The organism is Pseudomonas umsongensis (assembly GCF_002236105.1).
In the GTDB taxonomy this organism is placed as follows: Bacteria; Pseudomonadota; Gammaproteobacteria; order Pseudomonadales; family Pseudomonadaceae; genus Aquipseudomonas; species Aquipseudomonas umsongensis.
Window position 1 is genome coordinate 535,583 of the sequence record NZ_NIWU01000001.1, and the last position, 23,540, is coordinate 559,122.

Sequence of the window (23,540 nt, forward strand, 5' to 3'; positions counted from 1 at the left end):
AAAAACCTGAGAGCACCGCGGGCTGACAGTTGCCCAGCGTTATCGTTAACGACCATCGTCGGAACGCCGCCCGGAGCATGCTCGCTCCTACATGGGGATCCAGGTTCACCCGTAACAGTCAGGTCGGCTTTAAGGCCGCCTCGCTTTGCTTTTGATCGCGGGCGCCCCGTTAACCACGATGGCCGAACGCAGGCATTGCGCAGTGGGTAAACCGGCAGGACGCCGGTTTAGCCGCGCTGGGCCAGGGACGGCCCATCGCGGCGACCCACGGAGCAATGCCGGAGAGAGGGCATGCCGAGCCCTAGCGAGGCACCGAGTGGTGGGGCAAAGCCTTTTGCTTCCTTTTTGCTGGGCCGGCACTCCGGCGTTTGAAAAAGGGAGTCGCCGTAAGGGCGAAACCCTAGGTGGCCGTTACCGCAGCAATGGATATGCACGCAGGCAACCAATTTCACACAGGGCTTCTTGTAACGCCCCGCATCACCGTTGCGCACGACTCAATTAATGCGTTGTCAGTGGAACGCGGAGCGTCCCTGGCGGCATTCCTTTGCTGCGCGTGGGAACGATCAATCGTCGGAACGCCGCCCGGAGCATGCTCGCTCCTACAGGGGATCGAGGTACACCCGTCAAAGTCAGGTCGGCTTTTAGGCCGCCTCGCTTTTGTTTTTGATCTGGGCGCCCCATTAACCACGCTGGCCGAGCGCAGGCATTGCGCAGTGGGTAAACCGGCAGGACGCCGGTTTAGCCGCGCTGGGCCATGGATGGCCCTTCGCGGCGACCCACGGAGCAATGCCGGAGAGAGGGCATGCCGAGCCCCAGCGAGGCACCGAGTGGTGGGGCAAGAATGGAACAACCACATAGGTAACAGTAAAGTTCAGGCACATGGGTAACACCTGATCACTTATTTTTGATTACTTTGAGCGTCAGATAACCATCCTTAGCGTCTCGTTCATCAACCCGTCCCAGTAGAACAGGCCCAAAGATGATGTCCCAAGCCCCTTCGCTGATGTTCTCCAATCCGACTATCTGATGTTTCAGGACATAGCCGACATAGATTCTGAGCCTTCCTTTGTTCACCACGCCGTTGGAGTCCGTTCGGTATGCCTCAACATGGCTTGGGTACTTCATCTCCGGCAGCTTCCTCGGAAATGCCCGTGACGAGCTTGTATAGCAGGAGCCTGGTGTTTTCTGCCCCAAAGCCTCATGAAGACGTTCATGATTATAGTGCTGCATGAACAGGTCAAAATGCTTCTGCTGGGCTCCCCACTCAATTTCCGGCGGCCTTGGCAATGTGCTCTTAAGCGTGCGGTGCATGCGCTCATGCCGTCCATTCTGCTCGGGTCGACCCGGCTGAATCCTTTCGTGAATGATGCCCAGGCGGGCCCACCAGATAGACAACTGCGATAACCCGGCACGCCCACCGCTGGCGAAAGGGACTCCGTTGTCCGTACGGATCCGCTCAGGCATTCCATACATCTTGAATAACCGCTCGAAGGTGGCCTTGGCGTCCTTGAAAGTCGTGCTCGGCATGCTTTCACAAGCCAGTAAAAATCGACTGGCGTGATCCATTACCGTCAACGGGTAACACCAGACACCGTCTCCTGTCAGGTATTGGCCTTTGTAATCAGCGCTCCAGAGCTGGTTAGGAAGGTCGGCTTTCTGAAGTGGTTTGGGATAAACGGCGACACGTTGGCGCAACCGCCGAGACACCACCAATCCCGCTTTTTTAAGCACGTTGTAGATCGTGGTTTTGGAGGGTGGCGGCTGATCTGGAAACCGCTCTCTCAGGGCTGTCTGGATCTTTTTCGGGCCTGGCGTGGTTTGCCCTTGGCCGCGCAGCTCAAGAATGGCCTCTTTGACCGCAAACGGCACAGCCTGAGCTTGAGAGTGGCGCTTGCGACTGCACTCCGCCAATCCGTTGATGCTGTCCGCGTTGTAGCGGGCTACCCACTTGTAACCGGTCTTGCGACTGATGCTGTGAGCCGCACAAAGTTGGCTGAAATTAAGTCGACCGGACAGATAGTCGGCAATGAACATCACTTTCAGGTCCATAGGTTTGAGCTCTCGCCACGGCATGGTCAGATCCTCGGAATCGACCAGTGCCAGTTAAAAACTGTTACCTATGTGCTTGAACTGTTTTGTTACCTATGTGGGTGAGTCATACCGGCAAAGCCTTTTGCTTCCTTTTTGGCGTTTGAAAAAGGGAGTCGCTGTAAAAGCGAAACCATAAGCCGCCGTTACCGCGGCAATGGATATGCACTCCGACAACCAATTTCACACAGGGCTTCTTGTGACGCCCCCGCATCAACGTTGCGCACGGCTCAATTAATGCGTTGTCAGTGGAACGCGGAGCGTCCCTGGCGGCATTCACACGCAGAGCGTGGGAACGATCAATCGCCAGTAGGGGATCAAGGTACACCTGTCAAAGTCAGGTCGGCTTTAAGGCCGCCTCGCTTTGCTTTTGATCGCGGGCGCCCCGTTAACCACGATGGCCGAACGCCGGTTTAGCCGCGCTGGGCCAGGGACGGCCCATCGCGGCGACCCACGGAGCAATGCCGGAGAGAGGGCATGCCGAGCCCAAGCGAGGCACCGAGTGGTGGGGCAAAAGCCTTTTGCTTCCTTTTTGCTGGGCCGGCACTCCGGCGTTTGAAAAAGGGAGTCGCTGTAAAAGCGAAACCATAAGCCGCCGTTACCGCAGCAATGGATATACACCCCGTCCAATTCTTATCTACAACCCCACGCTTAAGTGAGCTGTATTACAGTAATCAGCGCACTTTGTGATAAACATCACGCTTGAGAACGAGAAGCTTTCATCGCGATTATTACTCGCCGGTCGTCGCTCATCCGGGAAAAAATTTGCGCTCATCCAGATGCCGATTAGTATTGCGTTAGGCTCTGTAAATAATTGAAAAGGCTGAGCCGGATATCCTTGGGGCCACGACTCCATGGAATCGGTTTTGAGGGCAGTAGAACGGCACGTGTTTTACTGGCGCAGGTGATAAATACGCTATTTGACTTGTCCTTACTTGGCTAAATGGATGGGCGTTTTCTTATGTCTGCGACCCTTTCAAACCAGGCACTCACCCAACGTCTAGCGGACTTTTCCACGCTGGTGGAAGCACTCGATTATGCCGCTTCAGGCCAGGGCGGCATGAACTTCTATGACAGACATTGCCGCTTGAATGCAGCGCTCGATTACTCAACGCTCAGAAGTAATGCTGTCTCGATTGCCCAGCGTCTACTTGGGCTCAAGTTGAACAAAGGCGATCGGGTTGCGCTCATCGCCGATACGCACCCAAGCTTTATCGAGTCGTTTTTCGCCTGCCAGTACGCTGGCTTGATCGCCGTTCCTCTGCTGGTTCCTGCCAGCCTGGGAAGCCATCGTTCCTATGTGGACAAGTTGAAAGGGTTGTTCGCCAATTGCACGCCGGCGGCCGTTTTGGGGGTGGAGGAATGGCTGCCCTATATCCGCGAAGCACTGGGGGACACCCGGCAGGTGTTCGTCGGGACGCTTGAGGCATTGGGCGAATTGCCCGCGTTGCAGACGTTACCCACGGTCGTGCCGGAGGACATCGCCTACCTGCAATACACGTCCGGCAGTACCCGCTTCCCGCGTGGCGTGATCATTACCCAGCGTGCGGTGATGGCCAACATCAGAGGCATCGTCGTGGACGGTGTTGGCGTTCGCGCAGGGGATCGGTGCGCCTCATGGTTGCCCTTTTATCATGACATGGGGCTGGTGGGTTTTGTCTTGGCGCCCATGGCGGCGCAATTGACTGTCGACTACTTGCACACCCGGGATTTCGCCACTCGGCCCGGGCAATGGCTCAAGCTTATCAGCCAGAATCGAGTCACTGTCTCGGTGGCGCCGCCCTTTGGCTATGACCTTTGTACCCGGCGAGTCCGGGACCTGGAAAAAACGCCGCTGGATCTCTCCTGCTGGCGCGTGGCGGGGATCGGGGCAGAACCGATTCGGGCATCGCTGTTAAGCCGTTTCGCCGAGTGTTTTCTCGACACCGGATTCGATCCAGCTGCCTTCACGCCTTGCTACGGTCTGGCGGAAAGCACGCTGGCCGTCAGCTTCGCCCGTCGCGGGGTGGGGGTGCAGGTGGACCATGTCGCGCGCTCGGTATTGGAGCATCAGCTCAGGGCGCAGGCGAGCGCCGCCGATGATCCGGCAAGCTGCGCTTTCACCAACTGTGGCGCCCCTTTGCCCGGCCATCGCGTGGAAATCCGCAACGCTGCGGGGCAGCAGGTTGCGGAGCGTGAGGTAGGGCAGATATTCGTCCAGGGACCCAGCGTAATGTCAGGTTATTTCAATGACCCACAGAGCACCCGGGCAGTCCTGGAAGATGGCTGGCTGAACACCGGTGACCTGGGCTACCTGTCCCAGGGTGAACTGCATATCACCGGTCGGAGCAAGGATTTGCTGATTGTGCGCGGTCGCAACATCTGGCCCCAGGATATTGAATACCTGGTGGAATCCGAACCTGAACTGAGGCCCGGCGATGCGATTGTATTCGTCGTTCCCGTCGATGATGAGACCCAGGTCGTAGTCCAGATTCAATGCCGCATCCGTGAGCCAGAAGGTCGTGAACGCCTGGTCCGTACCCTGGTGGCGAAGATCACCAGTGAGTTCGGTCTCACTGCTGACGTGCACCTTGTGCCTCCTCACTCGTTGCCGCGAACCTCCTCGGGCAAGCCTTCCCGTGCCGAAGCCCTTGAACGATTTTTGGCCCAGGCGAACACCGACCTTCCTTATCCAGCGCTGGAGGTGACGTGAGTGCTCGCGTTGTTTCGCTCACTGGCGCGACTGGCTTCATAGGCAGTGTCCTACGCGAACGGCTCATCACCCGTGGCGTGGAGGTCCGTGCCCTGGCTCGCTCCAGGAGCGCAATGACAGCGGATGGAACAAAGTGGATCAGCGGAACACTGGAAGATGAACAGGCCCTGGCCGAGCTCACCAGGGGGGCAGATACAGTCATTCATTGCGCAGGGAAGGTCAGGGGCAGGAATGCCCGAGACTTCGACGAGGTCAATGTGCAGGGCAGCAAGCGCTTGATGGAGGCGGCGCGGATGAGTGGGAGTTGCGAGCGTTTTTTGCTGATCTCGTCCCTTGCCGCTCGCTATCCGACATTGTCCTGGTACGCCGCTTCCAAATTCGAAGGGGAATGCCAGGTCAGGGAGGCGGCCGGGACGATACCCGTGTGCATTTTCAGGCCAACCGCCGTATATGGACCAGGCGACCGCGAGTTGCGCCCGGTGTTCGAGTGGCTCCTGCGGGGCTGGCTGGTCACGCCCGGTAAAGGCGATTCACTGCTTAGCTTTCTGCATGTCGACGATCTGGTCAGTGCCGTCATGCAGTGGTTGGATGCGCCTGTCATGCAATCGCAGACCTTTGAATTATGTGATGGCCAGGCGCAAGGGTACGACTGGGCAAGCCTGGCCAGCATCGCCACCGATATCCGCAATGCGCCGGTACGGCACGCGGTAGTGCCTGCCAAGGTGTTGAAGGGGATCGCACGAGCGAACCTGGTGCTGTCGCGCTTCACCCGCCAGGCGCCCATGCTGACCCCCGGTAAAGTCAATGAGCTGATGCACCCTGACTGGACTTGCAGCAATGCCCGCATCAGCGCGGTATTGGGTTGGGAGCCGCAGATTCTGTTAGGGCAAGCATTGCGCAATCATCTGTACTGAGCGGCGAAGAACGACTGAACCCCAGGAGATCCACGATGATCACAGAAGAAGCGATACTCGAAAAGGTCATGGAGATCATCGAGCCGTTTGCACCATCTGGAATGGTAATCAAACCGAATTCCGATCTGACCGGAGACTTGGGGATGGAGTCGATAAAGGTGATGGACATGCTGTGGGTATTGGAGGACGAGCTCAAAATGTCGATCCCTCTCAATATCCTGATGGACGTGCACACTCCCGACCAGTTGGCTCATGCCATTCTTACCCTGACGGAGCGTAAAAATGGGACTGTTTGACAAGTTCGGCAAGCTGGCAGCTGAGCGCGCCAGTCTCTGTGGCACACAGATCCATCCTTTTGGAATTCGCATCGATGAGATGTATTCCCCCACCGAGGGCTGTATTGAGGGGCAAAGGGTCATTCTCGCCGGCACCAATAATTATCTTGGACTCACCTTCGACCCCGCCAGCATCAAGGCGGCGCAGCGCTCACTGGCGCTAGAAGGCACCGGCACTACCGGTTCTCGCATGGCCAACGGCAGTTACGCCGGACACAGCGCGCTGGAAGAGGAACTGGTTGATTTCCTGGGGCGAAGTTCCGTCATCGTGTTCTCGACAGGCTATGTCGCCAACCTGGCTGTCATCGGGACGTTGGCAGGGTCGCGCGAGGTCGTGTTGCTTGACGCTGACTGCCACGCGAGCATCTACGACGCTTGCAAGCTGGGAGGCGCGGAGATCATCCGTTTTCGCCATAACGATGTCGCTGATCTGGAGCGGCGCATGGTCCGGCTCGGCGAACGCGCGCGGGAAGCGATTATCCTGGTGGAAGGGATCTACAGCATGCTGGGCGACCAGGCTCCGCTCAGAGAAATAGTCGAGGTCAAGCGCCGCCTTGGAGGTTACCTGTTGGTTGACGAGGCGCATTCCTTTGGCGTCCTGGGGGCCAACGGGCGAGGCCTGGCCGAGGAGCTGGGTGTGGACTCGGAGGTGGACATCCTGTTGGGAACGTTCAGCAAGAGTCTGGGCGCCGTCGGCGGATTCGCCGCCTGTCACGACGCGCAAATGGACCTGCTTCGCTACGCCAGCAGACCTTATATTTTTACCGCTTCACCAGCCCCCTCGGCGATTGCCTCGGTAAGGACGGCGCTGGCGGCCATCAAGGAGCGCCCGGAGCTGCGGCATCAGCTGTGGTCGAACGCCCGACGGCTGTATCAAGGTTTGGCAGAGTCAGGCTACCAGTTGGGACCGCAGGCCAGTCCAGTGATTGCCGTCATGCTGGAGTCGCCTCAAGAGGGCCTGACCGTTTGGCGGGCGCTGATAGAGAGGGGCGTCTATGTCAATCTGGTCCTTCCTCCCGCGACCCCCGGCGCCGTCACCCTGGTGCGTTGCAGCGTCAGTGCGGCCCATACACCTGAACAAATTGACCGGATCATCGAGGCCTTCGCTTCATTGCGTGGCGCGATGGGCCAGGTCACGGCGGGCGCTTGATGAGTGTCGTGAGCTGTCGGTGAGCTAATCTTTACCTACGTCATAGTGAACCACAGTCATGCGGATTATTTTTGCCTTTGGCCGCTCCTATCCGGCCCGCACCGTGCTGATGCTCCTGAGCCTGCTGCTGGCAGGGGTGGTTGAAAGCGTCAGTTTGAGCACGATGCTGCCCTTGATATCGGCCATGCTTGAAGACCAGCCTCATTCGAAGCTGGCGGTCTACGTCTTCGGGGCAATGAACTCGATCGGCCTGCAGCCGACGATCGCGAACATGCTGGTGGTCATTGTCGTGGGCATGACGCTGAGCAACCTGCTGATACTGTTGGGCAACCGTCAAGTGGGCTATACCGTGGCACACGTGGCAACCGACCTGCGTGTGAGCCTCATCAAGGCATTGCTGGGTAGCCGCTGGGAATATTACCTGCGCCAACCCTCCGGAGCACTGGCCAATGCCGTGGCAACCGAAGCCTTCCGGGCTTCAACAGCCTATGAGCATGCGGCCAATATGCTGGCGCTGGGTATCCAGGCGGCGGCCTATGCACTGATCGCGCTTTTTGTCTCGTGGCAGGCCGCGCTCCTGTCACTGGTGATCGGCTTCGTCCTGCTGGCTGCCGTGCGAGGTCTGGTCAAGACATCGCGACGTGTCGGGAAAAGCCAAACCCGCCTGATGCGTGAGTTGCTGGTGCACCTGACGGACACCCTTGGCTCGGTGAAACCGCTCAAGGCCATGGCACGCGATGACATCGCCGATTCCTTGCTGCGTCGTCACGCCGGCGAGCTCAATACCGCATTGGAGCGCGAAGTGATGAGCCGCGAAACGCTGCGGGCCTTGCAGGAGCCCATGCTGGCGATCCTTGCCGCCGCGGGCCTCTACGCGGGGCTGGTCATCGGCGGCATGCCGCTGTCTTCGGTGATGGTGTTGATCTTCGTGGTAGTGCGCATGCTGGGGTTGCTGCACAAGGCACAGCAGCGCTATCACCGGATGGCCGCGCAAGAGAGCGCCTATTGGGCCATTAACGAGTCGATCGACAACGCTATTGCCGATGCCGAGCCTGTCGGAGGGACTTGCACGCCTTCCTTGCAGCGGCATATCGCTTTTGAAAATATCAGTTTTGGCTACGGCGGGCGGCAGGTTCTTGACAACGTGTCGATGAATTTCCCGGTCGGTTCATTCACCACCATGATCGGTCCTTCCGGCTCCGGCAAGACCACCGTGCTCGACCTGATCTGTGCGCTGCTCGCGCCACAGTCCGGACGCATCAGGGTCGACGACTGTGACTTGCATGCCTTGGACAGGAAGGCCTGGCGCCGAATGATCGGCTACGTCACCCAGGAAACCCTACTGCTGCACGATAGCATCCTGGCGAACGTCACCTTGGGAGACAGGGCCTTGAACGCCACCGACGCAGAGCGCGCGCTGCGTCAAGCCGGTGCATGGCAGTTTGTGCAGGAATGCCCTGGCGGACTGCAATCGATCGTCGGCGAGCGCGGGGCCAAACTCTCAGGAGGGCAAAGGCAGCGTATCGTCATCGCGCGTGCCCTGGCCCATCGCCCCAGGCTGCTGATCCTGGACGAAGCCACCAGCGCCCTCGATCCCGAGTCGGAGGCCGAAATATGCCAGGTGCTGAAGAATCTCACGCCTGGCATCACGGTCATCGCAGTGTCGCACAGGCCTGCCGTGATCCGCATTGCGGATCAGATTCTCGAGGTCCGAGACGGCAAGGTACTGGCCACGCACCATGCCGTCGGTCCTGATGGCACTCGGGCTGACGAGGCGAAAGCCTGAGAAAAGCGCAGGGGTAGGGGGCGTCCGGTCTGTAGGAGCGAGCATGCTCGCGAAAAACCTGAGAGCACCGCGGCGTGTCAGGCTCCTCGCGACATCGTTGACCTCCATCGTCGGAACGCCGCCCGGAGCATGCTCGCTCCTACAGAGATATCCGTTCATTCGCGGGAGCTAGCGTTTACAGGCTGCCGACCAGATGGCCGCCGTCCACTGCCAGGACCGCGCCTGTCATGAAGGCGCCGGCCTCGCTCGCGAGCAGGAGAAACGGGCCTTCCAGTTCCTGCAGGCTTCCCAGTCGTCGCATCGGTACGGTGTCGCGTATATACGCCTGGCCCTTTTCGCTGTCGAAATACTCATCGTTCATTTCGGTCTTGAAGTAACCCGGCGCAATGGCATTCACGCGGATCTGGTAGCGCGCCAGTTCCAGCGCCAGGGATTTGCTCAGTTGCACCACGCCAGCCTTCGCCGCGCAGTAGTGGCTGTAGCCAGTGCCTACGCGCAGCCCGAGCATCGAGGCGATGTTGACGATGCTGCCAGGTCGCTGCGCCTTTGCGAGGCGTTGCGCCGCACACTGGGCAACGCGCCAGACGCCGTCGAGGTTGGTCGACAGTATCGCCCGCCAATCGGCTTCGCTGATCTCCAGCACGCGCTGGCCGTTGCCGATGCCGGCATTGTTGAGCACTACATCCACCACACCGAACGCAGCTTGGGCGGCGTCAAACGCTGCTTCGACGCTGTCGCGATCGGTAACGTCCAAGGCCACGGCCATAGCCTCACCGCCAGTCTGGCGAATTTCGTCTGCCAGTTGCTGCAAGCGCTCCACGCGCCGGGCGCCCAGTACTACGCGCGCACCCGCATCGCTGGCCACGCGCGCCAGATGCGCGCCAATGCCGCTGGAGGCACCGGTGACCAGTACCGTCTTGCCAATCAGGGAAAAACCGGGGTTTTCATTCATCGCATTGTTCCTGTCGGGGAGTGGATCGGCCGCCCATGGCGGCCGATCGGGACTCAGATTCGTTCGATGCGGGTCTTGCCGGCAGCCACCAGGTGTTCCAGCAACGGGGCAGGGTGGAACCACATCTCGCCGTATTCGCCGAGGGCCTTGCGGTAATGGCGGATACCGTCCAGCACCTTGTCCAGGCCGATCTGCTCGGCATAATGCATCGGCCCGCCGAGCCACGCCGGGAAGCCGTAACCGTTGATCCACACCAGGTCGATATCGCCACTGCGCTCGGCAATGCCTTCGTCGAGCAGCTGGATGCCCTCGTTGATCAGCATGAACAGGCAGCGGTCATGAATCTCCTGCGTGGCGATCGGCCGGCGGCGGATGTCCAGTTCGCCGGCGATGCGTTCGGCCAGGGTGATGACCTCGAAGTCCTCCTTGCGCTCGCGACCCTCATAGATATACGCACCGCGCCGGGTCTTCTGGCCGAAGCGGCCGAGGGCGTTCAGTTCGTCAGCCAGGCGGCAATAGCTCGGATCATGGGCAATCGCTTCACGACGCGACTCGCGCACCAGGAAGCTGACGTCGATCCCGGCCAGGTCGTGCATCGCCATCACCCCCATGGCCAGGCCGAGGTCAGTCAGCACCTGGTCGATTTGCGCTGGCGTAGCGCCCTCCAATACCAGGCGATGGGCTTCGCGGGAGTAGGGTTCGAGCATGCGATTGCCGATGAAGCCGAAGCACACGCCGGACACTACCGGGATTTTTCCAATCGTCTTGCCCAGTTTCAGTGTGGTCGCCAGCACCTCGGGCGCGGTGAGTTTGCCGCGAACCACTTCGAGCAGGCGCATCACATTGGCCGGACTGAAAAAGTGCAGGCCGATGACGTCTTGCGGGCGGCGCGTAACCGCGGCGATCTGGTCGACATCGAGGGTGGAGGTGTTGCTGGCCAGAATCGCGCCTGGCTTGCACACCTCATCCAGGGTGCGGAACACCTGTTGCTTGATCGGCAGGCTTTCGAACACCGCCTCGATCACCAGGTCGCACTCGGCAATGTCGGCATAGTCAAGGGTGCCGGTGAGCAAGGCCATGCGCTGGTCGAGCTGTTCCTGGGTCAGCTTGCCGCGTTGCCGGCTGATCTCATAGCTGCTGCGGATTTGCCCCAACCCACGCTCCAGCGCCTCGGGTTTGAGCTCCAGCAGCGTGACGGGGATGCCCACGTTGGCGAAGTTCATGGCGATGCCACCGCCCATGGTCCCGGCGCCGATCACCGCGACCCGGGCGACCGGACGCAAGGCAGTGTTAGCGGTGACACCGGCCACTTTGCCGGCCTCGCGCTCGGCGAAAAACACATGGCGCAAGGCCTGGGATTGCGTCGAGGCTTCGGCTTCCTTGAACAAGGCGACTTCGCGCTGCAGGCCGGCCTGCAACGGCAGCACGCAGGCCGACTCGACGGCCGCCAGCACCAGTCGGGGCGCCAGGCGGTTTTTCCAGCGCGGTTCGTGGCTGGCCCGATAGTCTGTGAAATACCCATCGGGCAGGGCGGCGGCCGGGTTGGCGTGACGTTCTGCGGGGCGCGCCGGTGCGCTTTCGCGGATCAACTCCTGGGCGAAGTGACGTGCGCCATCGAGCAGGCATTCGCCGTCCCCGGGCAAGCGGTCGATCAAGCCGAGCTCAAGGGCCCTGCCTGCGCTGACAGGCTGGCCGGAGATCATCATTTCCAGTGCCGGTTCGGCGCCGATCAGTCGCGGCAAACGCTGGGTCCCACCCGCACCGGGCAATAGGCCCAGGTTGATTTCCGGCAAGCCGAGACGGCTGTCGGCAGCGCTGATGCGATAACCGCAGGCCAGCGCCAGCTCCAGCCCACCACCGAGGGCGAAGCGATCGATGCTGGCAATCAGTGGTTTGTCGATTTGGGTCAGACGCAACAGCAAGTCGGGCAGCGAAGGGGCGGCGAAAGACCCGGGAAGGCCGAATTCGCTGATATCGGCACCGGCGCAGAACAAGCCGTTTGCACCGTGCACAATGATCGCCGAGACGGCAGGATCGCTGGCGGCGCGCTCGCAGGCGTCGAGAATGGCCGCACGCAGGGGTTGCCCCAGTGCGTTGACCGGCTTTGATGCCAGGCCGATCAGGGCGAGGTTGTCTTCGACGTGGTAGGTGACCAGGTTGCTCATGTTGATTTCCCGAAATTTATTGTTATCACGGCCCCCTGTAGGAGCGAGCATGCTCCGGGCGGCGTTCCGACGATGAACTTCCAAACACCGCGTGAATCCTGAAAGCACGCGTTATCGTTGACGACCATCGTCGGAACGCCGCCCGGAGCATGCTCGCTCCTACAGGGGAGGGGCATTAGAACCAGCGGTCCTGCATGTAGTAGGCGACATGGTTGGCTTCAGTGAGCAGCCGCCCCTGGGACTCCAGCGACGCCAGTTCCCAGGTCATGTAGTAATGCGCAGCCTGCAACTTGCCTTGATAGAAATCGGCGTCGCTGTCGCCGGCGCCCGAACCCAGGGCGCGGCTGGCCAGCAGGGCCTGGCGCAACCAGATCCACCCGACCACCACGCGTCCAAACAGGTCCAGATAGGGCGTGGCATTGGCCATGCCGAGGTTGGCATCGGCCGTCACCTGCGTTTGCAGGCTGGCGGTGACTTGCTCGAGTACGCGCAAGGCATCGGCCAGCAGTGCCGCGAGCGGCGCACAGTGTGGGTCGCTGTTGGCGGTGAGCAGGGTGGCAAGCACTTCGGCGGTGAACAGTCGATAGCCATCACCTCCGCGCGGCCCCAGTTTTCGACCCAGCAGGTCGATGGCCTGGATGCCTTCGGTGCCTTCATGAATCGGGTTCAGGCGATTGTCGCGGTAGTACTGTTCCAGCGGGTATTCGCGGGTATAACCGGCGCCGCCAAGCACCTGGACGCCAATCTCGGACGCGAGCAGGCCGTAGCGCGAGGGGTAGGTCTTGACCACCGGCGTCAGCAGGTCGAGCAATTCGCCGGCATTGTTGCGCGCCAGCGCAGTGGTCGCGGTGTGGGCATCTTCCACCAGGCTGCTGGCATACAAGCACAGCGCCAGGCTGCCCTCGGCGTAGACCTTCTGTTGCAGCAGCATCCGACGCACATCGGCGTGCTCGATGATGCGCACCTGGGGTGCCGCCGGGTTCTTGTTCCCGGGCAAGCGGCCCTGTGGCCGCTGGCGGGCGTAGTCCAGGGCGTGAATGTAGCTCTGGTAGGCGAGGCTGGCGGCCCCGAGGCCGACACCGATGCGGGCCTCGTTCATCATCTGGAACATGTAGCTCAGGCCCTGATGTTCCTCACCGACCAGGTAGCCCACGGCGCCGTCGTGCTCGCCGAAGCTGAGCACCGTGGACGTGGTGTTGCGATAGCCCATCTTGTGCAGCAGGCCGGCCAGCGCCACGTCGTTGCGCGCACCGACGCTGCCATCGGCATTGACCAGGAACTTGGGCACCAGGAACAGCGAAATGCCCTTGGTCCCGGCCGGCGCGCCTTCGATGCGGGCCAACACCATGTGCACGATGTTCTCGGTCAGTTCGTGGTCGCCACCGGAGATGAACATCTTCTGGCCGAAGATCCGGTAAGTGCCGTTTTCAGCCGGGCGTGCCAGGGTGCGCAGGTCGCCCAGCGCCGAGCCCTGGCCGGGTTCGGTGAGGGCCATCGTGCCGCTGAAGCGACCGTCGAGCATCGGCGCCAGGAAGCGTTCAAGCAACGGTGGACTGGCAAAGGCCCTGAGCAGATTGGTCGCGCCGATGCTCAGGAAGGAATAGGCAACCGTGGAAATATTCGCCGCGTTGAAGTAGGCCATGCAAGCTCGCAGGATCACTTCCGGCAATTGCAGGCCGCCATCGGCAAAGTCGTGGTGGGCGGCCAGGAACCCGGCCTGGGCAAAGGCGTCCCAGGCGACTTTGGTTTCGGCGATCATGTGAACCCGCTCGCCATCGAAGGTCGGTTCGTTGGCATCGCCCTTGTGATTGTGCGGGGCGAACAGCTCAGCGGCGATCTGGCGGGCGGTGGTGAGAGAAGCGTCGAACACGCCGCGGTCGTGCTCGGCGTAGCGCGGGCGTTGCAGCAACGCTTCGGTATCGAGCAGCTCGTAAAGCTGGAAGCGCAGTTCGCATTCGTTGAGCAGCAGGTCAGTCATGGCATCTCTCGTCAAACAGTGTCGAGTGTGGGCCATGGAAGCAATTCTCGGCCCGTTACAGGCGTCCACAATAGTGTGATGTGCCGGGCTTTTATCCCCCTCCTTTGGGGGAGGCCCGGACGTCGTCAGGTGACGGAAACAGTGTCCTCGCCCGCAACAGGCGCGAAGAGAGAGCCTCGAAGGTTCCAGGCACGGGGCTTGCGTCGAAGCACCCACCGCCGATGCTATGATCTGAGCGTCTAGGCCTGGCCAAGAGATCGTCCATGGATCGCCTGTCTACCTTGTTTTCGCAGTTCGGCGTACGCGCAAACCTGTTTTACAACGGCAGGTTATGCGGCCTCGCGTCCTACGATGGTGCGCAAGGGCGTGGTTATGTTCATCTGCTGCAGGCGGGCAGCGTCACGTTGCTGGGCGCCGATCGCAAGGACTTACTGCTGACCCGGCCCAGCCTGATTTTCATGCCACGCCCCAGCCGACATCAGTTGTTTGCCAACGAGTCCGAGGGCGCTCAACTGTTGTGTGCCTCAATGGAGTTCGAGGGCGGAATCGATAATCCGTTGGCGGCTTCGTTACCCGATTACCTGGTGTTGTCCCTGGATGAACTGCCCATGCTGGCCGATACGCTGAAGTGGATGTTCGGCGAGGCAGCGAGCGCGCATTGTGGCAGGGAGGCAGCTCTGGAGCGTTTATTTGAACTGCTGATCATCCTGTTGTTTCGGCATCTGCTTGATCACCAACAATTGCGCACCGGAATGATGGCCGGCCTGGCCGATCCGCGGTTGGCGCGCTCCCTGGTGCAAATTCACAACGCACCCGAGCGTGCCTGGTCAATTGCGCAACTTGCGAGCGAGTCGAATATGTCGCGCGCGGCCTACGCGGTGCATTTTCGCGACGTCATCGGGCAGACACCTGCCGAATATCTGTTGAGTTGGCGGATCAGCCTGGCGCAGAAGCGTCTGCGTGAAGGGCGGTCGATTACGCTGATCGCCGCCGAGGTCGGCTATGAAAGCCCTTCGGCACTGGCACGTGCGTTTCGACGCAAGACGGGCTGCAGCCCGCGGGACTGGGTGAAAGACCTGGCGGGAGACGATGATGGGGCAATGGCCTGAAAGCATCGAACTGCTTCAGGCCATCGCGCAGGGTCGATCATCGGTTCAACGGCTTTGCAGCTCAGTCAGCGAGTGGCCGGCGATAAATATCGAGGCGGCAAGCAAGCCGATGTCCTTGAGCAGAAACTGCCCCGGCGCCACCGAGATGCCTGGAAAACCGAGGCCGGGTTCAATCACGCCGGGGGTCGAGAACATGAAGCTCAAGGTGGTGAAGAACAGTCCGGCAGACAGGGCTGCGCCGATCAATGAAAGCTTGGGTGACAGCAAGCGACCTGCAATCAGGACCCCGATCGAGACCTCCAGTATGCCAAGCAGGCTGGAGAAGGTATCGACACTGAAAATGTCGTAGACCCAACCCAGCAAAGGGCTGTTACTCACCAGCGGCACCAGACCGGTGGCTTCGTAGTGGGTGAACTTCATCCCGCCAAACCAGAAGTAAATGACGGCGAGTGCAAAGTAGGCACCATAGGTGCCAAGCGCCATGGTTTTGATCCCGAGCGTGGAAGAGCTTTGTACGTTGGTGCTGCTGTTGTCGATGCTTAAGGTTTTCATGATCAAGGCTTCCAGGAGAGTGGTGAGGAACGCTAATCAACAACCCGGCGCGGTGTGCGTTGGGAGTGCGGACAGTGTTGCCTTGGATGCCATGCTCGTGGCGCCAGAACGTATTGCATTCAGTGCAGATCGTCTTGACTTGGCGACGAGAAAAACCACAAGACCAGAGCAGCAGCACTGATCGAGGCGCCCAGCAGGCTGACGGCCATCCAGCCCCAAAGCGCATAAACCTGGGTCGCTGCGGCGGCTCCCAGCGCGCTGCCGACCGAGTAGAAGCACATGTAGGCGCCGACCATGCGACTGTGCGCGTCGGGTCGTGCGGCGAAGATGATGCTCTGGTTGCTGACGTGTACTGCCTGCACCGCAAAGTCGAGCAGGACGACGCCGCAGACCAGGGCGACCAGGGACGTCTGGGCGAATGCAATGGGCAACCAGGACAGCGTCAGGAGCCCTAGCGAAATGCCGGTCACTCGTTGCCCCAGGCCTTGATCGGCCCAGCGACCGGCTCTTCTGGCCGCCAGGGCACCGGCGACGCCGGCCAGGCCAAACAGGCCGATAGCCGTGTGTGACAGCGACAGCGGCGGGGCGCTCAAGGGCAGCACCATGGACGTCCACAACACGGAAAAAGCGGCAAAGATCAGCATCGCCAACAGGCCTCTGGCGCGTAACGTGGGCTCGGTAATGAATAGGGTGAACAGCGAACGGATGAGCGTGAGGTAGCTGTCTTGATGCCTTGGCACTGCCGTTACGGGCACGCTTTTCCACAGCACCGCCGCGAGCGTGAGCATCAGCCCTGAAGACACAAAGTACACGGCGCGCCAGCCCGCGATGTCCGCAATCACGCCAGAGGTAAACCGCGCCAGAAGAATGCCCAGGACAATCCCGCTGGTTACCGTCCCGACGGCTTGCCCGCGTTGCGAGGGCGTTGCCAGCGCGGCGGCGTATGCCACAAGTACCTGTACGACCACGGCCAGCAGGCCCATCACGATCATGGCACTCAACAGGGCCAGCCATTGCTGGGCAGCACCGACCGCCGCCAGCGCCAACGCCGACAGCAGCACTTGCGCCAGAATCAGCCGCTTGTGATTGACCAGATCCCCCAGCGGGACGATGAACAGCAGCCCCAGCGCGTAACCCACCTGGGTGGCCGTCACCACAATCCCGATCATAGATGAGTCCACGCCCAGACTCTGGGCCATGGAATCGAGTAACGGTTGCGCGAAGTAAACGTTGCCGACTGCAAGTGCGCAGGTGATGGAAAACAATAACGTCAGCGATGGTGAAAGCCCTGGAGAGTGTTCGAACCCGGTGCATTCGCCGATTTGCCCAGGCCGCCTGACCAGGCATTGGGCCGCTGAATCGGTATCTGCTGTCATGTGCGCCTCCGTGGCGTTAAACTGGTTGCAAATTAAAACCTGAATCTATTGTTGGCATGACAGGTTTCAAATTGCAACCACATTCCCGGGAGTAAAAAATGCTCGACGACGCTACGCCACAAGGCAACGAATGCCCGGTCGCAAGAACACTGGAAGCCATTGGCGATCGCTGGTCGCTCATGATCATCCGCGATGCCTTTGACGACATTCGCCGGTTCAGCGAATTTCAGAAGAGCCTGGGCGTGGCCAAGAATATTCTGGCTTCGCGACTGAAGACTCTGGTCGAGATCGGGATATTCGACATCCGACCGGCGTCGGATGGCAGCGCCTACAAGGAGTACGTGCTGACAGAGAAAGGACGGGAGATCTTTCCGTTGGTGGTCTGCATGAGGCAGTGGGGCGAACGATTCCTGTTCGAGCCGCAGGAGACCCGTTCTGTGCTGTTGGACAATGCGTCCGGCAAGCCGTTGATGCCGATTGAGGTGCGCTCAGCGAGCGGGCAGACGCTGGGGCCCGCTGATTGCCACAGGGTTAGACTGGTTGATGGCGAGTCGTGAATCGGCTGTTGTCATTCCAGAAGTGGTGAGGGCCAAGCAAACTTTCCATCATCGCCCAGGCTGCCATTGTGAGTACCCTGGCAGACCCTCCCCATTCAGCCACGCCACGTCCTGCTCCGTCCAGATGTGATATTCGGGCCTGGAACCAGGATCCTCGTCCAGCGTCGCCACGCGCACGATCATCGCGCTTGAGCCGTTACGCTCTGCCGCAAGGTGCGATCCGCAGTGCGAGCAGAAGTGTCGGATCTTCCCGGGAGTTGACTCGAAAGGCCTCAACGCGTCCAGGCCTCGTGTCCACCTGAAATGCTCTTTCAACACGCCAGCCGTGGAGACATAAGCAGCGGCATGGGTCTTGCGGCAGGTGCTGCAGTGACAATGGCTGATCGGCATATCAATGCTGTCGATCTCATAGCCTACAGCCCCACAAGCGCAGCTTCCTTTCATTTTGTCCTCCGGTTTGGGCACTGTGTGAAGATCACGGCTTTTTGCAGTCTGACGGCGTTTGCCAAGCGACAAGCTCGACGTAGCTCGACTCCCCACCTCCAGTCGCACCCGACAACCAACCCCATACGAAGGACAGGGTGGTCCGCCCCTCGTGATCAACGCCTACCGTGCCACGAGACCAGCCGGACAGAATCTCACCCTCCGTGGTCAGGCAATGAAAAAGCAGCTCGATGGTCTCGGGGCCTGTCACGCGGCCGACCTGATGGCCCATGCGGATCTTGCCGCCCTGGTAGGTACTTGAAATGGCATCTCCCTCGACCTGGTAGTGAAACACCGTGCCTGCACCGGACAGCCCGTGGGTATTGCCTGCTACCGTGAATCGGCGATTGTTCAAACGTTCGGTGACTTGAGAAAAGGGGCTTTCCATGAATGTTGCTTCCTTGTAGTGGAGAGGGTCCATCTTAGCGTTGGAGTACTGATTACTTTCCGGGGAGCGATGCGATCATTTGATCAAATGCCGTTACCGAATATCTCCCATCAAGGTTGCCGACGGTGGGCATTTTTGAAGGAAACCCGAATCGCACTCTGCCGGGAAGCACTTCATCCATGGCTGAGTACCAAGTCAGCAGCGCTTGTTGGAGGCGCACGTGTAGCTCGAATTTGCTGCGTCGGCGGGTGGTGTCTGCTTTGGCACGCGCGCGCGCGAGCTGGGGATCGATGCGGCCAACAATATAACAGTCAGCAAAGCCAATACGTCCTTGTGCGATCGTTTCTCTTGTAGCGTCCAACTCTACCCGCCACTCGGGTTCGCTCGCCTCGCCGATTTGCCAAAGGCTCCAGATGTAGTGGAGCTTGAGAGGATCACTGTCACATAAGGCCCACGAAGAGGTGTTTTCCATGGCCAACGTTTGTTGCCAGCGATCCACGTTTCGCTCTGCCCAAAAGGTGGCTGCTCCGACTGGATTCTTTATCCGGTCCGGCTCGTTATCAAAACGGCCGTTTTCGGGAATGACATGCTGCTTTCCATGCTCGGCGCACCAAGTGGTTTTCCCACTGGCGCTGATACCTTCAACAACCAGGATCATTGTTATGACTGCTCCATTAATTGCGTCATTGCGGCACGCGTCAAAACCTTCCCGTCAGCGGATACTCCACAGCCAGGCGTATCTGGTCGGTGTCCAGTTCTGCCTGTGCGGTATTGCCCCGATGCACATTGTATTGCAACGACAGGGTGGTGCCTTTCGCCGTGCCACCTTGCACCACATGGCGCACCTGCAGGTCACGCTCCCAATGTTTGCCGCCTTCGCCATAACCCAGGTAGGCGTAGCCGCCTTGCGGGTCGACATGGCTTCCATCGATCCGGCTGCCGCGCACATAGGCGGCGCTCATGGACAGGCCCGGTAACCCCCAGGGGCTGGCATCGAGATCGTAGCGGGCTTGCCAGGACTGTTCATGGGGAGCGTTGAAGTCCGACAGCTGGACGGCGTTGCTGATGAAGATAGCGCCACGGGTGACGTAGTCAAACGGTGTGTTGGCGTCCACCTTCTGATAGCCGAGGCTGAAGCCATGGGGGCCTTGGGTGTAAGTGGACATCAGGCTCCAGGTCGTGCTGTCGATCCTGCCGGACAGCGACTTGCCCTCATCCGTGGTGCGGTACAGGTTCAGGTTGATCGACAACGCGCGGGTTTCATCCAGCGGCTGGATGAAGGAGCTACCCAGGTAATGCTGGTTCCAGGTGTCCTCATAGCGCGATGTATAGGCGCTGACGGTCAGCTTCTTTGCCGGTGTGAAGACCACGCCCGCGAGATCGAAGGCATTGCCTTTCACGGCGTTGGAGTAGTTGACCACAAAGCCCTGGTCATGGCTGCTGGCGTTCCGATCGGTACTTTCGCTGAAATGACCAGCTACCAGCGTCAGCGCCTCGAACTCGTTGCTTGTGAGAAACACCCCGGTGGCGGTCTCCGGGAGCAGACGGCTATCGGACGAACTGAATACCGGCGTTTTCACGCGCTGTTCGCCATAGCTCAGCACGGTCGATGACCGGCGCAGTTTGAGTGCCGCACCGCCGCGGCTGAACGCATCCTTGGGATGTCCCTGGTTGTCGAGACCGAGCAATCGCGCTTTCCCTGCGCGGCCACCGCCGCTGTCGAGTTGTGCCCCGAGGTAGGCATGGGCATCCATGCCCACCCCGATCAAGCCCTGGGTGAAGCCCGATTGCACCGTCGCCATCAGCCCGTAGGCCCATTCTTCGGCGTAGCCATTACGCTCATCACGCGGTTTGTAGGCATTACGCGCAGCGCCATTGCGGGCGCCATTGAGGTACTCGCGATGGTCGTAAACCGTGCGATTGAGCACGCTCCAGGCGCTGTCCTGGATAAATCCCTTGGCTTGCGATTGAACTGAATCGGCGAGTGCGAGAGGGCTTGCCAGGGCGAAGAGAATGGCTGATCGGGTATGCATTCCGGGGTGTCCACAAACAAATCAGGATGAGCGCAAGCGCAGGATGTGCGTGCCGTCGAAGGGGTCAATGAGGTAGTGCGCGTGCACCCCGAAAGTCTCCAGCAGGCGTCGCGGGGTCAACACCTCGAGCGGCTTGCCAAGGGCCACCAAGCGCCCTTTTTCCAGCACCGCCAGACGATCGCAGGTGAGTGCCTGGTTGAGGTCGTGCAGGGCAATCACGGTGGTCACGGGCAATGCGTGAACAACGTGCAGAATCGCCATCTGGTGCTGGATATCCAGGTGGTTGGTCGGTTCGTCCAGCAACAGGATCTGCGGGCGCTGGGCCAGGGCGCGAGCGATATGCACGCGCTGACGCTCGCCGCCAGAGAGGCTACGCCACGTGCGCCTGCAAAGATGCGTCGCATCGACGTCGCGCAAGGCTTGATGGACGATGTCTTCGTCCGCCTTCGACCATGGACTCAAGGCCGACAACCACGGCGTTCGGCCCAGGGCCACGGCATCGAACACACTGATCGCATCCAGGGTGTCGGCCTGCTGCTCAACCACCGCCAGGGTTTGGGCGATGGTTCGCCGGGACAGGGCCTTGAGGTCTTGGCCGTTGAGATGGACCGCTCCCCGGCTGGGCGCACGCACGCCGGCCAGCAGTTTGAGCAGGGTGGATTTTCCAGAGCCGTTGGGCCCGACAAGGCCCAGGGTTTCGCCACGACGAATGTCCAGGTGAATCTGGTGCAGAAGTTCAACTTCGCGGATATGCAATCCGAGGCTGGAACAACTCAGCACGGTTTCGTCGGTAACCGGCGCAAGCGCATTCATCGGGCATTCCTCCGACCGACCAGGATCAGCGCAAACACCGGCGCGCCGACCAATGCCGTAATCACGCCGACCGGAATTACCTGGCCCTTGATCAAGGTTCGCGACAGCACATCGGCGGCCACCAGAAACACCGCACCGCCCAGCGCACTCGCCGGCAACAGGCGGGTATGCCGAGTGCCCAGCAACAGCCTGGCGGCGTGGGGAATGACCAGTCCAACGAAACCGATAGAGCCGACAATCGACACCATCACCGCCGTCACCAGGGCGGCGCAACTGATCAACAGAAATTGCACGGGACGAACCGCAATGCCGAGTGAGGCCGCGGAGTCGGCGCCAAAGGTGAAGGCATCCAGTGCCCGCCGGTGCCACAGGCAAACCGCCAGGCCGGCCACCGCAACCGGTACAGCCAGCCACACGGAGGGCCAGCGCACGCCACTGAGATTGCCCAGTAGCCAGAACATGATGCCGCGAGCCTGTTCGGAACTGGCCGACTTGGTGATCAGGAACGCGGTGAGCGCATTGAACAGTTGTGAACCGGCAATGCCCGCCAGGATGATCTGGCCGGTACTGCCGGGCGAACCGCTGGCACGGCCCAGCAACACCACGACGGTGAAGGCGGCGACGGCGCCGGCAAACGCCCCGGCCGACATCGAAATTGCTCCGGCACCCAGGCCCAGCAACGCCACCAGCACCGCACCCGTCGAGGCCCCCGCGGAAATGCCAAGCAGGTAGGGATCGGCCAACGGGTTGCGCAGCAGCGATTGCAGGATCACCCCGCAGGTCGCCAGGCCCGCCCCGCAAGCCGCCGCCACCAACGCGCGAGTCAGGCGGTAGTTCCAGACGATGCCCTCATCGATAGGATCGAGGACATACCCGGCCATCCACAGTTTATTGGCCAACACCTGGAACACCACACCAGGTTCGATGCGGGTTTCACCGATGGCCACGCCGGCGATCACGGCCACGAGCAGCATCACCAGTGCCAGCAGCGTGCGAATCAGCGTCGCGGTCATTTTGGCAGGTCGTAGCGGTTGATGGCCGTTGCCAGCGATTCGAGACCGTCGAACATTCTCAAGCTGGCCTGCATGGCCATGGCGTCGAGGATAATGATGCGGTTGTTTTTCACCGCGTCCATGTTGCGGGTCACCGGATCGCTGCGCAGGAATTGCAGTTTCCGTTGATAGTCATCAGCCGGGAAACGCCGGCGATCCATGCGGGCGATGACCAGGAATGTCGGGTTGGCCTTGGCGATGGTTTCCCAGCCAACGGTTGGCCACTCTTCGTCGGACTGCACCACATTGCGCACGCCCAAGGTGCCCAGCATGAAGTCGGGGATGCCCTTGTGCCCGGCGACATAGGGATCGATGTCCAGGCTGGCACTGGAAAACCAGACCAGCGCGCTGGTGTGCGTGAGGTCTTTGCCTTGCACCGCGGCAATGGACTTGGCCAGGCTGGCCTGCAGTTGCGCGTTCAGTTGCTGCCCGCGCGCCTGGACATCAAAAATCTCGGCCAGTTGGGTAATGCTTTTGTAGAGACTGTCAATGCGAAACGGCTGCAGGCGGGTGCCGTCGGCCCCCACCAGGTTGTCCTTGGATTCGCAGTCCGAGGGCATGAGATAGGTTGGAATCTGCAGTTCGTGAAACTGCTCGCGGGTAGCGACTGCGCCTTGCGGGCCGACCATCCACTCAAGTTCGACAGCGACCAGTTCCGGGCGCTTGCCGATTACCGACTCGAAACTCGGCTCGTTATCGGCCAGGCGTTCGATCCTGTCGTTTTGCCCCTTGTATTTGCCCAGCACATCATTGAACCACAGCGAAGTGCCGACCAGTTTGTCACCGAGTCCCAGGGCGTAGAGCATTTCGGTGCCGGCCTGGCCGATAGTCACCGCCCGGACAGGGGCGTGCGTGAACGTCAGTGTGCTGCCGCAGTTCTCGATCGTCAGCGGGTAATGAGTAGGGGAGGCACAGGCGAGGGCAGAAAGTCCCAGGCCGGTGACGAGGGCGAAAAAGCGCGGCAACAGCATGATGCAATCTCCATTTGAACCGTACACGCAGCCAGGGTGCAAGGTCTGGAAAACACATCATCGAGCGCTGCCGAAAACAGCAGTGCAAGGCCCATCACCTGAGTGACGCGCGCATAGATGTCCTTCCCGGACACCCCGCCGGTTAG

The 23,540-nt window shown here is 60.5% G+C and carries 20 protein-coding genes; 7 read left to right on the top strand and 13 right to left on the bottom strand.

All coding sequences use genetic code 11. The annotated features are described in order from the left end of the window. Window positions 1–894: 894 nt before the first annotated feature. Complete coding sequence (locus PSUM_RS02505) at window positions 895–2,073, bottom strand: integrase core domain-containing protein (RefSeq protein ID WP_020800720.1); 1,179 nt, start codon at window positions 2,071–2,073, stop codon at window positions 895–897. A 976-nt stretch (window positions 2,074–3,049) separates the two neighbouring features. Here PSUM_RS02505 and PSUM_RS02515 point away from each other — a divergent pair. The 5 genes from PSUM_RS02515 (at window position 3,050) to PSUM_RS02535 (ending at window position 8,965) form a co-directional block, all read left to right on the top strand. Further along, window positions 3,050–4,780 (top strand): fatty acyl-AMP ligase, encoded by a 1,731-nt coding sequence (locus PSUM_RS02515; RefSeq protein ID WP_173667169.1) that lies wholly within the window; start codon window positions 3,050–3,052, stop codon window positions 4,778–4,780. Beyond that, complete coding sequence (locus PSUM_RS02520; protein WP_033044596.1) at window positions 4,777–5,694, top strand: NAD-dependent epimerase/dehydratase family protein; 918 nt, start codon at window positions 4,777–4,779, stop codon at window positions 5,692–5,694. Before PSUM_RS02515 ends, PSUM_RS02520 begins: the two co-directional genes overlap by 4 nt. A 35-nt stretch (window positions 5,695–5,729) precedes the next feature. After that, a complete protein-coding gene (locus PSUM_RS02525) occupies window positions 5,730–5,990 on the top strand; it encodes an acyl carrier protein (RefSeq protein WP_033044595.1) in 261 nt (86 codons plus the stop codon). Continuing rightward, entirely contained in the window at window positions 5,977–7,179 is a 1,203-nt protein-coding gene (spt, locus tag PSUM_RS02530; protein ID WP_083348912.1) for a serine palmitoyltransferase, read from the top strand. The genes PSUM_RS02525 and spt overlap by 14 nt, the downstream gene beginning before the upstream one ends. Before the next feature lie 109 nt (window positions 7,180–7,288). Then, a complete protein-coding gene (locus PSUM_RS02535; protein WP_231989922.1) occupies window positions 7,289–8,965 on the top strand; it encodes an ABC transporter ATP-binding protein in 1,677 nt (558 codons plus the stop codon). Between the two features lie 175 nt (window positions 8,966–9,140). Here PSUM_RS02535 and PSUM_RS02540 read toward each other — a convergent pair whose 3' ends face one another. The 3 genes from PSUM_RS02540 to PSUM_RS02550 form a co-directional block, all read right to left on the bottom strand. Next, window positions 9,141–9,917, bottom strand: a complete 777-nt coding sequence (locus tag PSUM_RS02540; protein WP_083348914.1) for an SDR family NAD(P)-dependent oxidoreductase — start codon at window positions 9,915–9,917, stop codon at window positions 9,141–9,143. Window positions 9,918–9,970: 53 nt separating this feature from the next. Beyond that, window positions 9,971–12,082 carry a 3-hydroxyacyl-CoA dehydrogenase NAD-binding domain-containing protein gene (locus tag PSUM_RS02545; protein WP_083348915.1) on the bottom strand — a complete coding sequence of 704 codons (2,112 nt, stop codon included), beginning with the start codon at window positions 12,080–12,082 and terminating at the stop codon, window positions 9,971–9,973. A 175-nt stretch (window positions 12,083–12,257) separates the two neighbouring features. After that, complete coding sequence (locus tag PSUM_RS02550; RefSeq protein WP_083348916.1) at window positions 12,258–14,060, bottom strand: acyl-CoA dehydrogenase; 1,803 nt, start codon at window positions 14,058–14,060, stop codon at window positions 12,258–12,260. 263 nt (window positions 14,061–14,323) lie between these two features. On the opposite strand from PSUM_RS02550, the gene PSUM_RS02555 reads away from it, so the two are divergent. Then, window positions 14,324–15,169 (top strand): AraC family transcriptional regulator, encoded by an 846-nt coding sequence (locus PSUM_RS02555; protein ID WP_083348917.1) that lies wholly within the window; start codon window positions 14,324–14,326, stop codon window positions 15,167–15,169. 45 nt (window positions 15,170–15,214) lie between these two features. Here PSUM_RS02555 and PSUM_RS02560 read toward each other — a convergent pair whose 3' ends face one another. After that, entirely contained in the window at window positions 15,215–15,721 is a 507-nt protein-coding gene (locus PSUM_RS02560) for a YkgB family protein (protein WP_020797738.1), read from the bottom strand. Window positions 15,722–15,840: 119 nt separating this feature from the next. Beyond that, a complete protein-coding gene (locus PSUM_RS02565) occupies window positions 15,841–17,097 on the bottom strand; it encodes an MFS transporter (RefSeq protein WP_020797740.1) in 1,257 nt (418 codons plus the stop codon). Between the two features lie 98 nt (window positions 17,098–17,195). Here PSUM_RS02565 and PSUM_RS02570 point away from each other — a divergent pair, with 98 nt between their 5' ends. Next, a complete protein-coding gene (locus tag PSUM_RS02570) occupies window positions 17,196–17,654 on the top strand; it encodes a winged helix-turn-helix transcriptional regulator (RefSeq protein WP_020797741.1) in 459 nt (152 codons plus the stop codon). 48 nt (window positions 17,655–17,702) lie between these two features. On the opposite strand, the gene PSUM_RS02575 is transcribed toward PSUM_RS02570, so the two are convergent. From PSUM_RS02575 to PSUM_RS02605, 7 genes are read right to left on the bottom strand one after another with little or no spacing between them, the layout of a single operon-like run. After that, window positions 17,703–18,098: a GFA family protein gene (locus PSUM_RS02575; RefSeq protein ID WP_033043439.1), complete on the bottom strand. Its 396-nt coding sequence runs from the start codon at window positions 18,096–18,098 to the stop codon at window positions 17,703–17,705. Between the two features lie 31 nt (window positions 18,099–18,129). After that, window positions 18,130–18,525, bottom strand: coding sequence for an avidin-fold protein (locus tag PSUM_RS02580; RefSeq protein ID WP_020797743.1), 396 nt, complete (start codon window positions 18,523–18,525; stop codon window positions 18,130–18,132). A 52-nt stretch (window positions 18,526–18,577) separates the two neighbouring features. Next, a complete protein-coding gene (locus PSUM_RS02585) occupies window positions 18,578–19,183 on the bottom strand; it encodes a hypothetical protein (protein WP_083348918.1) in 606 nt (201 codons plus the stop codon). 40 nt (window positions 19,184–19,223) lie between these two features. Next, window positions 19,224–20,558, bottom strand: a complete 1,335-nt coding sequence (locus PSUM_RS02590) for an OprD family porin (RefSeq protein WP_083348919.1) — start codon at window positions 20,556–20,558, stop codon at window positions 19,224–19,226. A gap of 21 nt (window positions 20,559–20,579) precedes the next feature. Beyond that, the gene (locus tag PSUM_RS02595; RefSeq protein ID WP_083348920.1) at window positions 20,580–21,371 is read right to left on the bottom strand and encodes an ABC transporter ATP-binding protein; all 792 of its coding nucleotides are present in this window, start codon (window positions 21,369–21,371) and stop codon (window positions 20,580–20,582) included. After that, window positions 21,368–22,384, bottom strand: coding sequence for a FecCD family ABC transporter permease (locus PSUM_RS02600; RefSeq protein WP_033043433.1), 1,017 nt, complete (start codon window positions 22,382–22,384; stop codon window positions 21,368–21,370). The genes PSUM_RS02595 and PSUM_RS02600 overlap by 4 nt, the downstream gene beginning before the upstream one ends. Next, window positions 22,381–23,394 (bottom strand): ABC transporter substrate-binding protein, encoded by a 1,014-nt coding sequence (locus PSUM_RS02605; RefSeq protein WP_033043432.1) that lies wholly within the window; start codon window positions 23,392–23,394, stop codon window positions 22,381–22,383. The genes PSUM_RS02600 and PSUM_RS02605 overlap by 4 nt, the downstream gene beginning before the upstream one ends. Between the last annotated feature and the right edge of the window lie 146 nt (window positions 23,395–23,540).

Coding starts and splice junctions, on each gene's coding strand:
- PSUM_RS02505 (WP_020800720.1), bottom strand. CDS start 2,073: ATGCCGTGGCGAGAGCTCAAACCTATGGACCTGAAAGTGATGTTCATT.
- PSUM_RS02515 (WP_173667169.1), top strand. CDS start 3,050: ATGTCTGCGACCCTTTCAAACCAGGCACTCACCCAACGTCTAGCGGAC.
- PSUM_RS02525 (WP_033044595.1), top strand. CDS start 5,730: ATGATCACAGAAGAAGCGATACTCGAAAAGGTCATGGAGATCATCGAG.
- spt (WP_083348912.1), top strand. CDS start 5,977: ATGGGACTGTTTGACAAGTTCGGCAAGCTGGCAGCTGAGCGCGCCAGT.
- PSUM_RS02535 (WP_231989922.1), top strand. CDS start 7,289: ATGCTCCTGAGCCTGCTGCTGGCAGGGGTGGTTGAAAGCGTCAGTTTG.
- PSUM_RS02540 (WP_083348914.1), bottom strand. CDS start 9,917: ATGAATGAAAACCCCGGTTTTTCCCTGATTGGCAAGACGGTACTGGTC.
- PSUM_RS02545 (WP_083348915.1), bottom strand. CDS start 12,082: ATGAGCAACCTGGTCACCTACCACGTCGAAGACAACCTCGCCCTGATC.
- PSUM_RS02550 (WP_083348916.1), bottom strand. CDS start 14,060: ATGACTGACCTGCTGCTCAACGAATGCGAACTGCGCTTCCAGCTTTAC.
- PSUM_RS02555 (WP_083348917.1), top strand. CDS start 14,324: ATGGATCGCCTGTCTACCTTGTTTTCGCAGTTCGGCGTACGCGCAAAC.
- PSUM_RS02560 (WP_020797738.1), bottom strand. CDS start 15,721: ATGAAAACCTTAAGCATCGACAACAGCAGCACCAACGTACAAAGCTCT.
- PSUM_RS02565 (WP_020797740.1), bottom strand. CDS start 17,097: ATGACAGCAGATACCGATTCAGCGGCCCAATGCCTGGTCAGGCGGCCT.
- PSUM_RS02570 (WP_020797741.1), top strand. CDS start 17,196: ATGCTCGACGACGCTACGCCACAAGGCAACGAATGCCCGGTCGCAAGA.
- PSUM_RS02575 (WP_033043439.1), bottom strand. CDS start 18,098: ATGAAAGGAAGCTGCGCTTGTGGGGCTGTAGGCTATGAGATCGACAGC.
- PSUM_RS02580 (WP_020797743.1), bottom strand. CDS start 18,525: ATGGAAAGCCCCTTTTCTCAAGTCACCGAACGTTTGAACAATCGCCGA.
- PSUM_RS02585 (WP_083348918.1), bottom strand. CDS start 19,183: ATGATCCTGGTTGTTGAAGGTATCAGCGCCAGTGGGAAAACCACTTGG.
- PSUM_RS02590 (WP_083348919.1), bottom strand. CDS start 20,558: ATGCATACCCGATCAGCCATTCTCTTCGCCCTGGCAAGCCCTCTCGCA.
- PSUM_RS02595 (WP_083348920.1), bottom strand. CDS start 21,371: ATGAATGCGCTTGCGCCGGTTACCGACGAAACCGTGCTGAGTTGTTCC.
- PSUM_RS02600 (WP_033043433.1), bottom strand. CDS start 22,384: ATGACCGCGACGCTGATTCGCACGCTGCTGGCACTGGTGATGCTGCTC.
- PSUM_RS02605 (WP_033043432.1), bottom strand. CDS start 23,394: ATGCTGTTGCCGCGCTTTTTCGCCCTCGTCACCGGCCTGGGACTTTCT.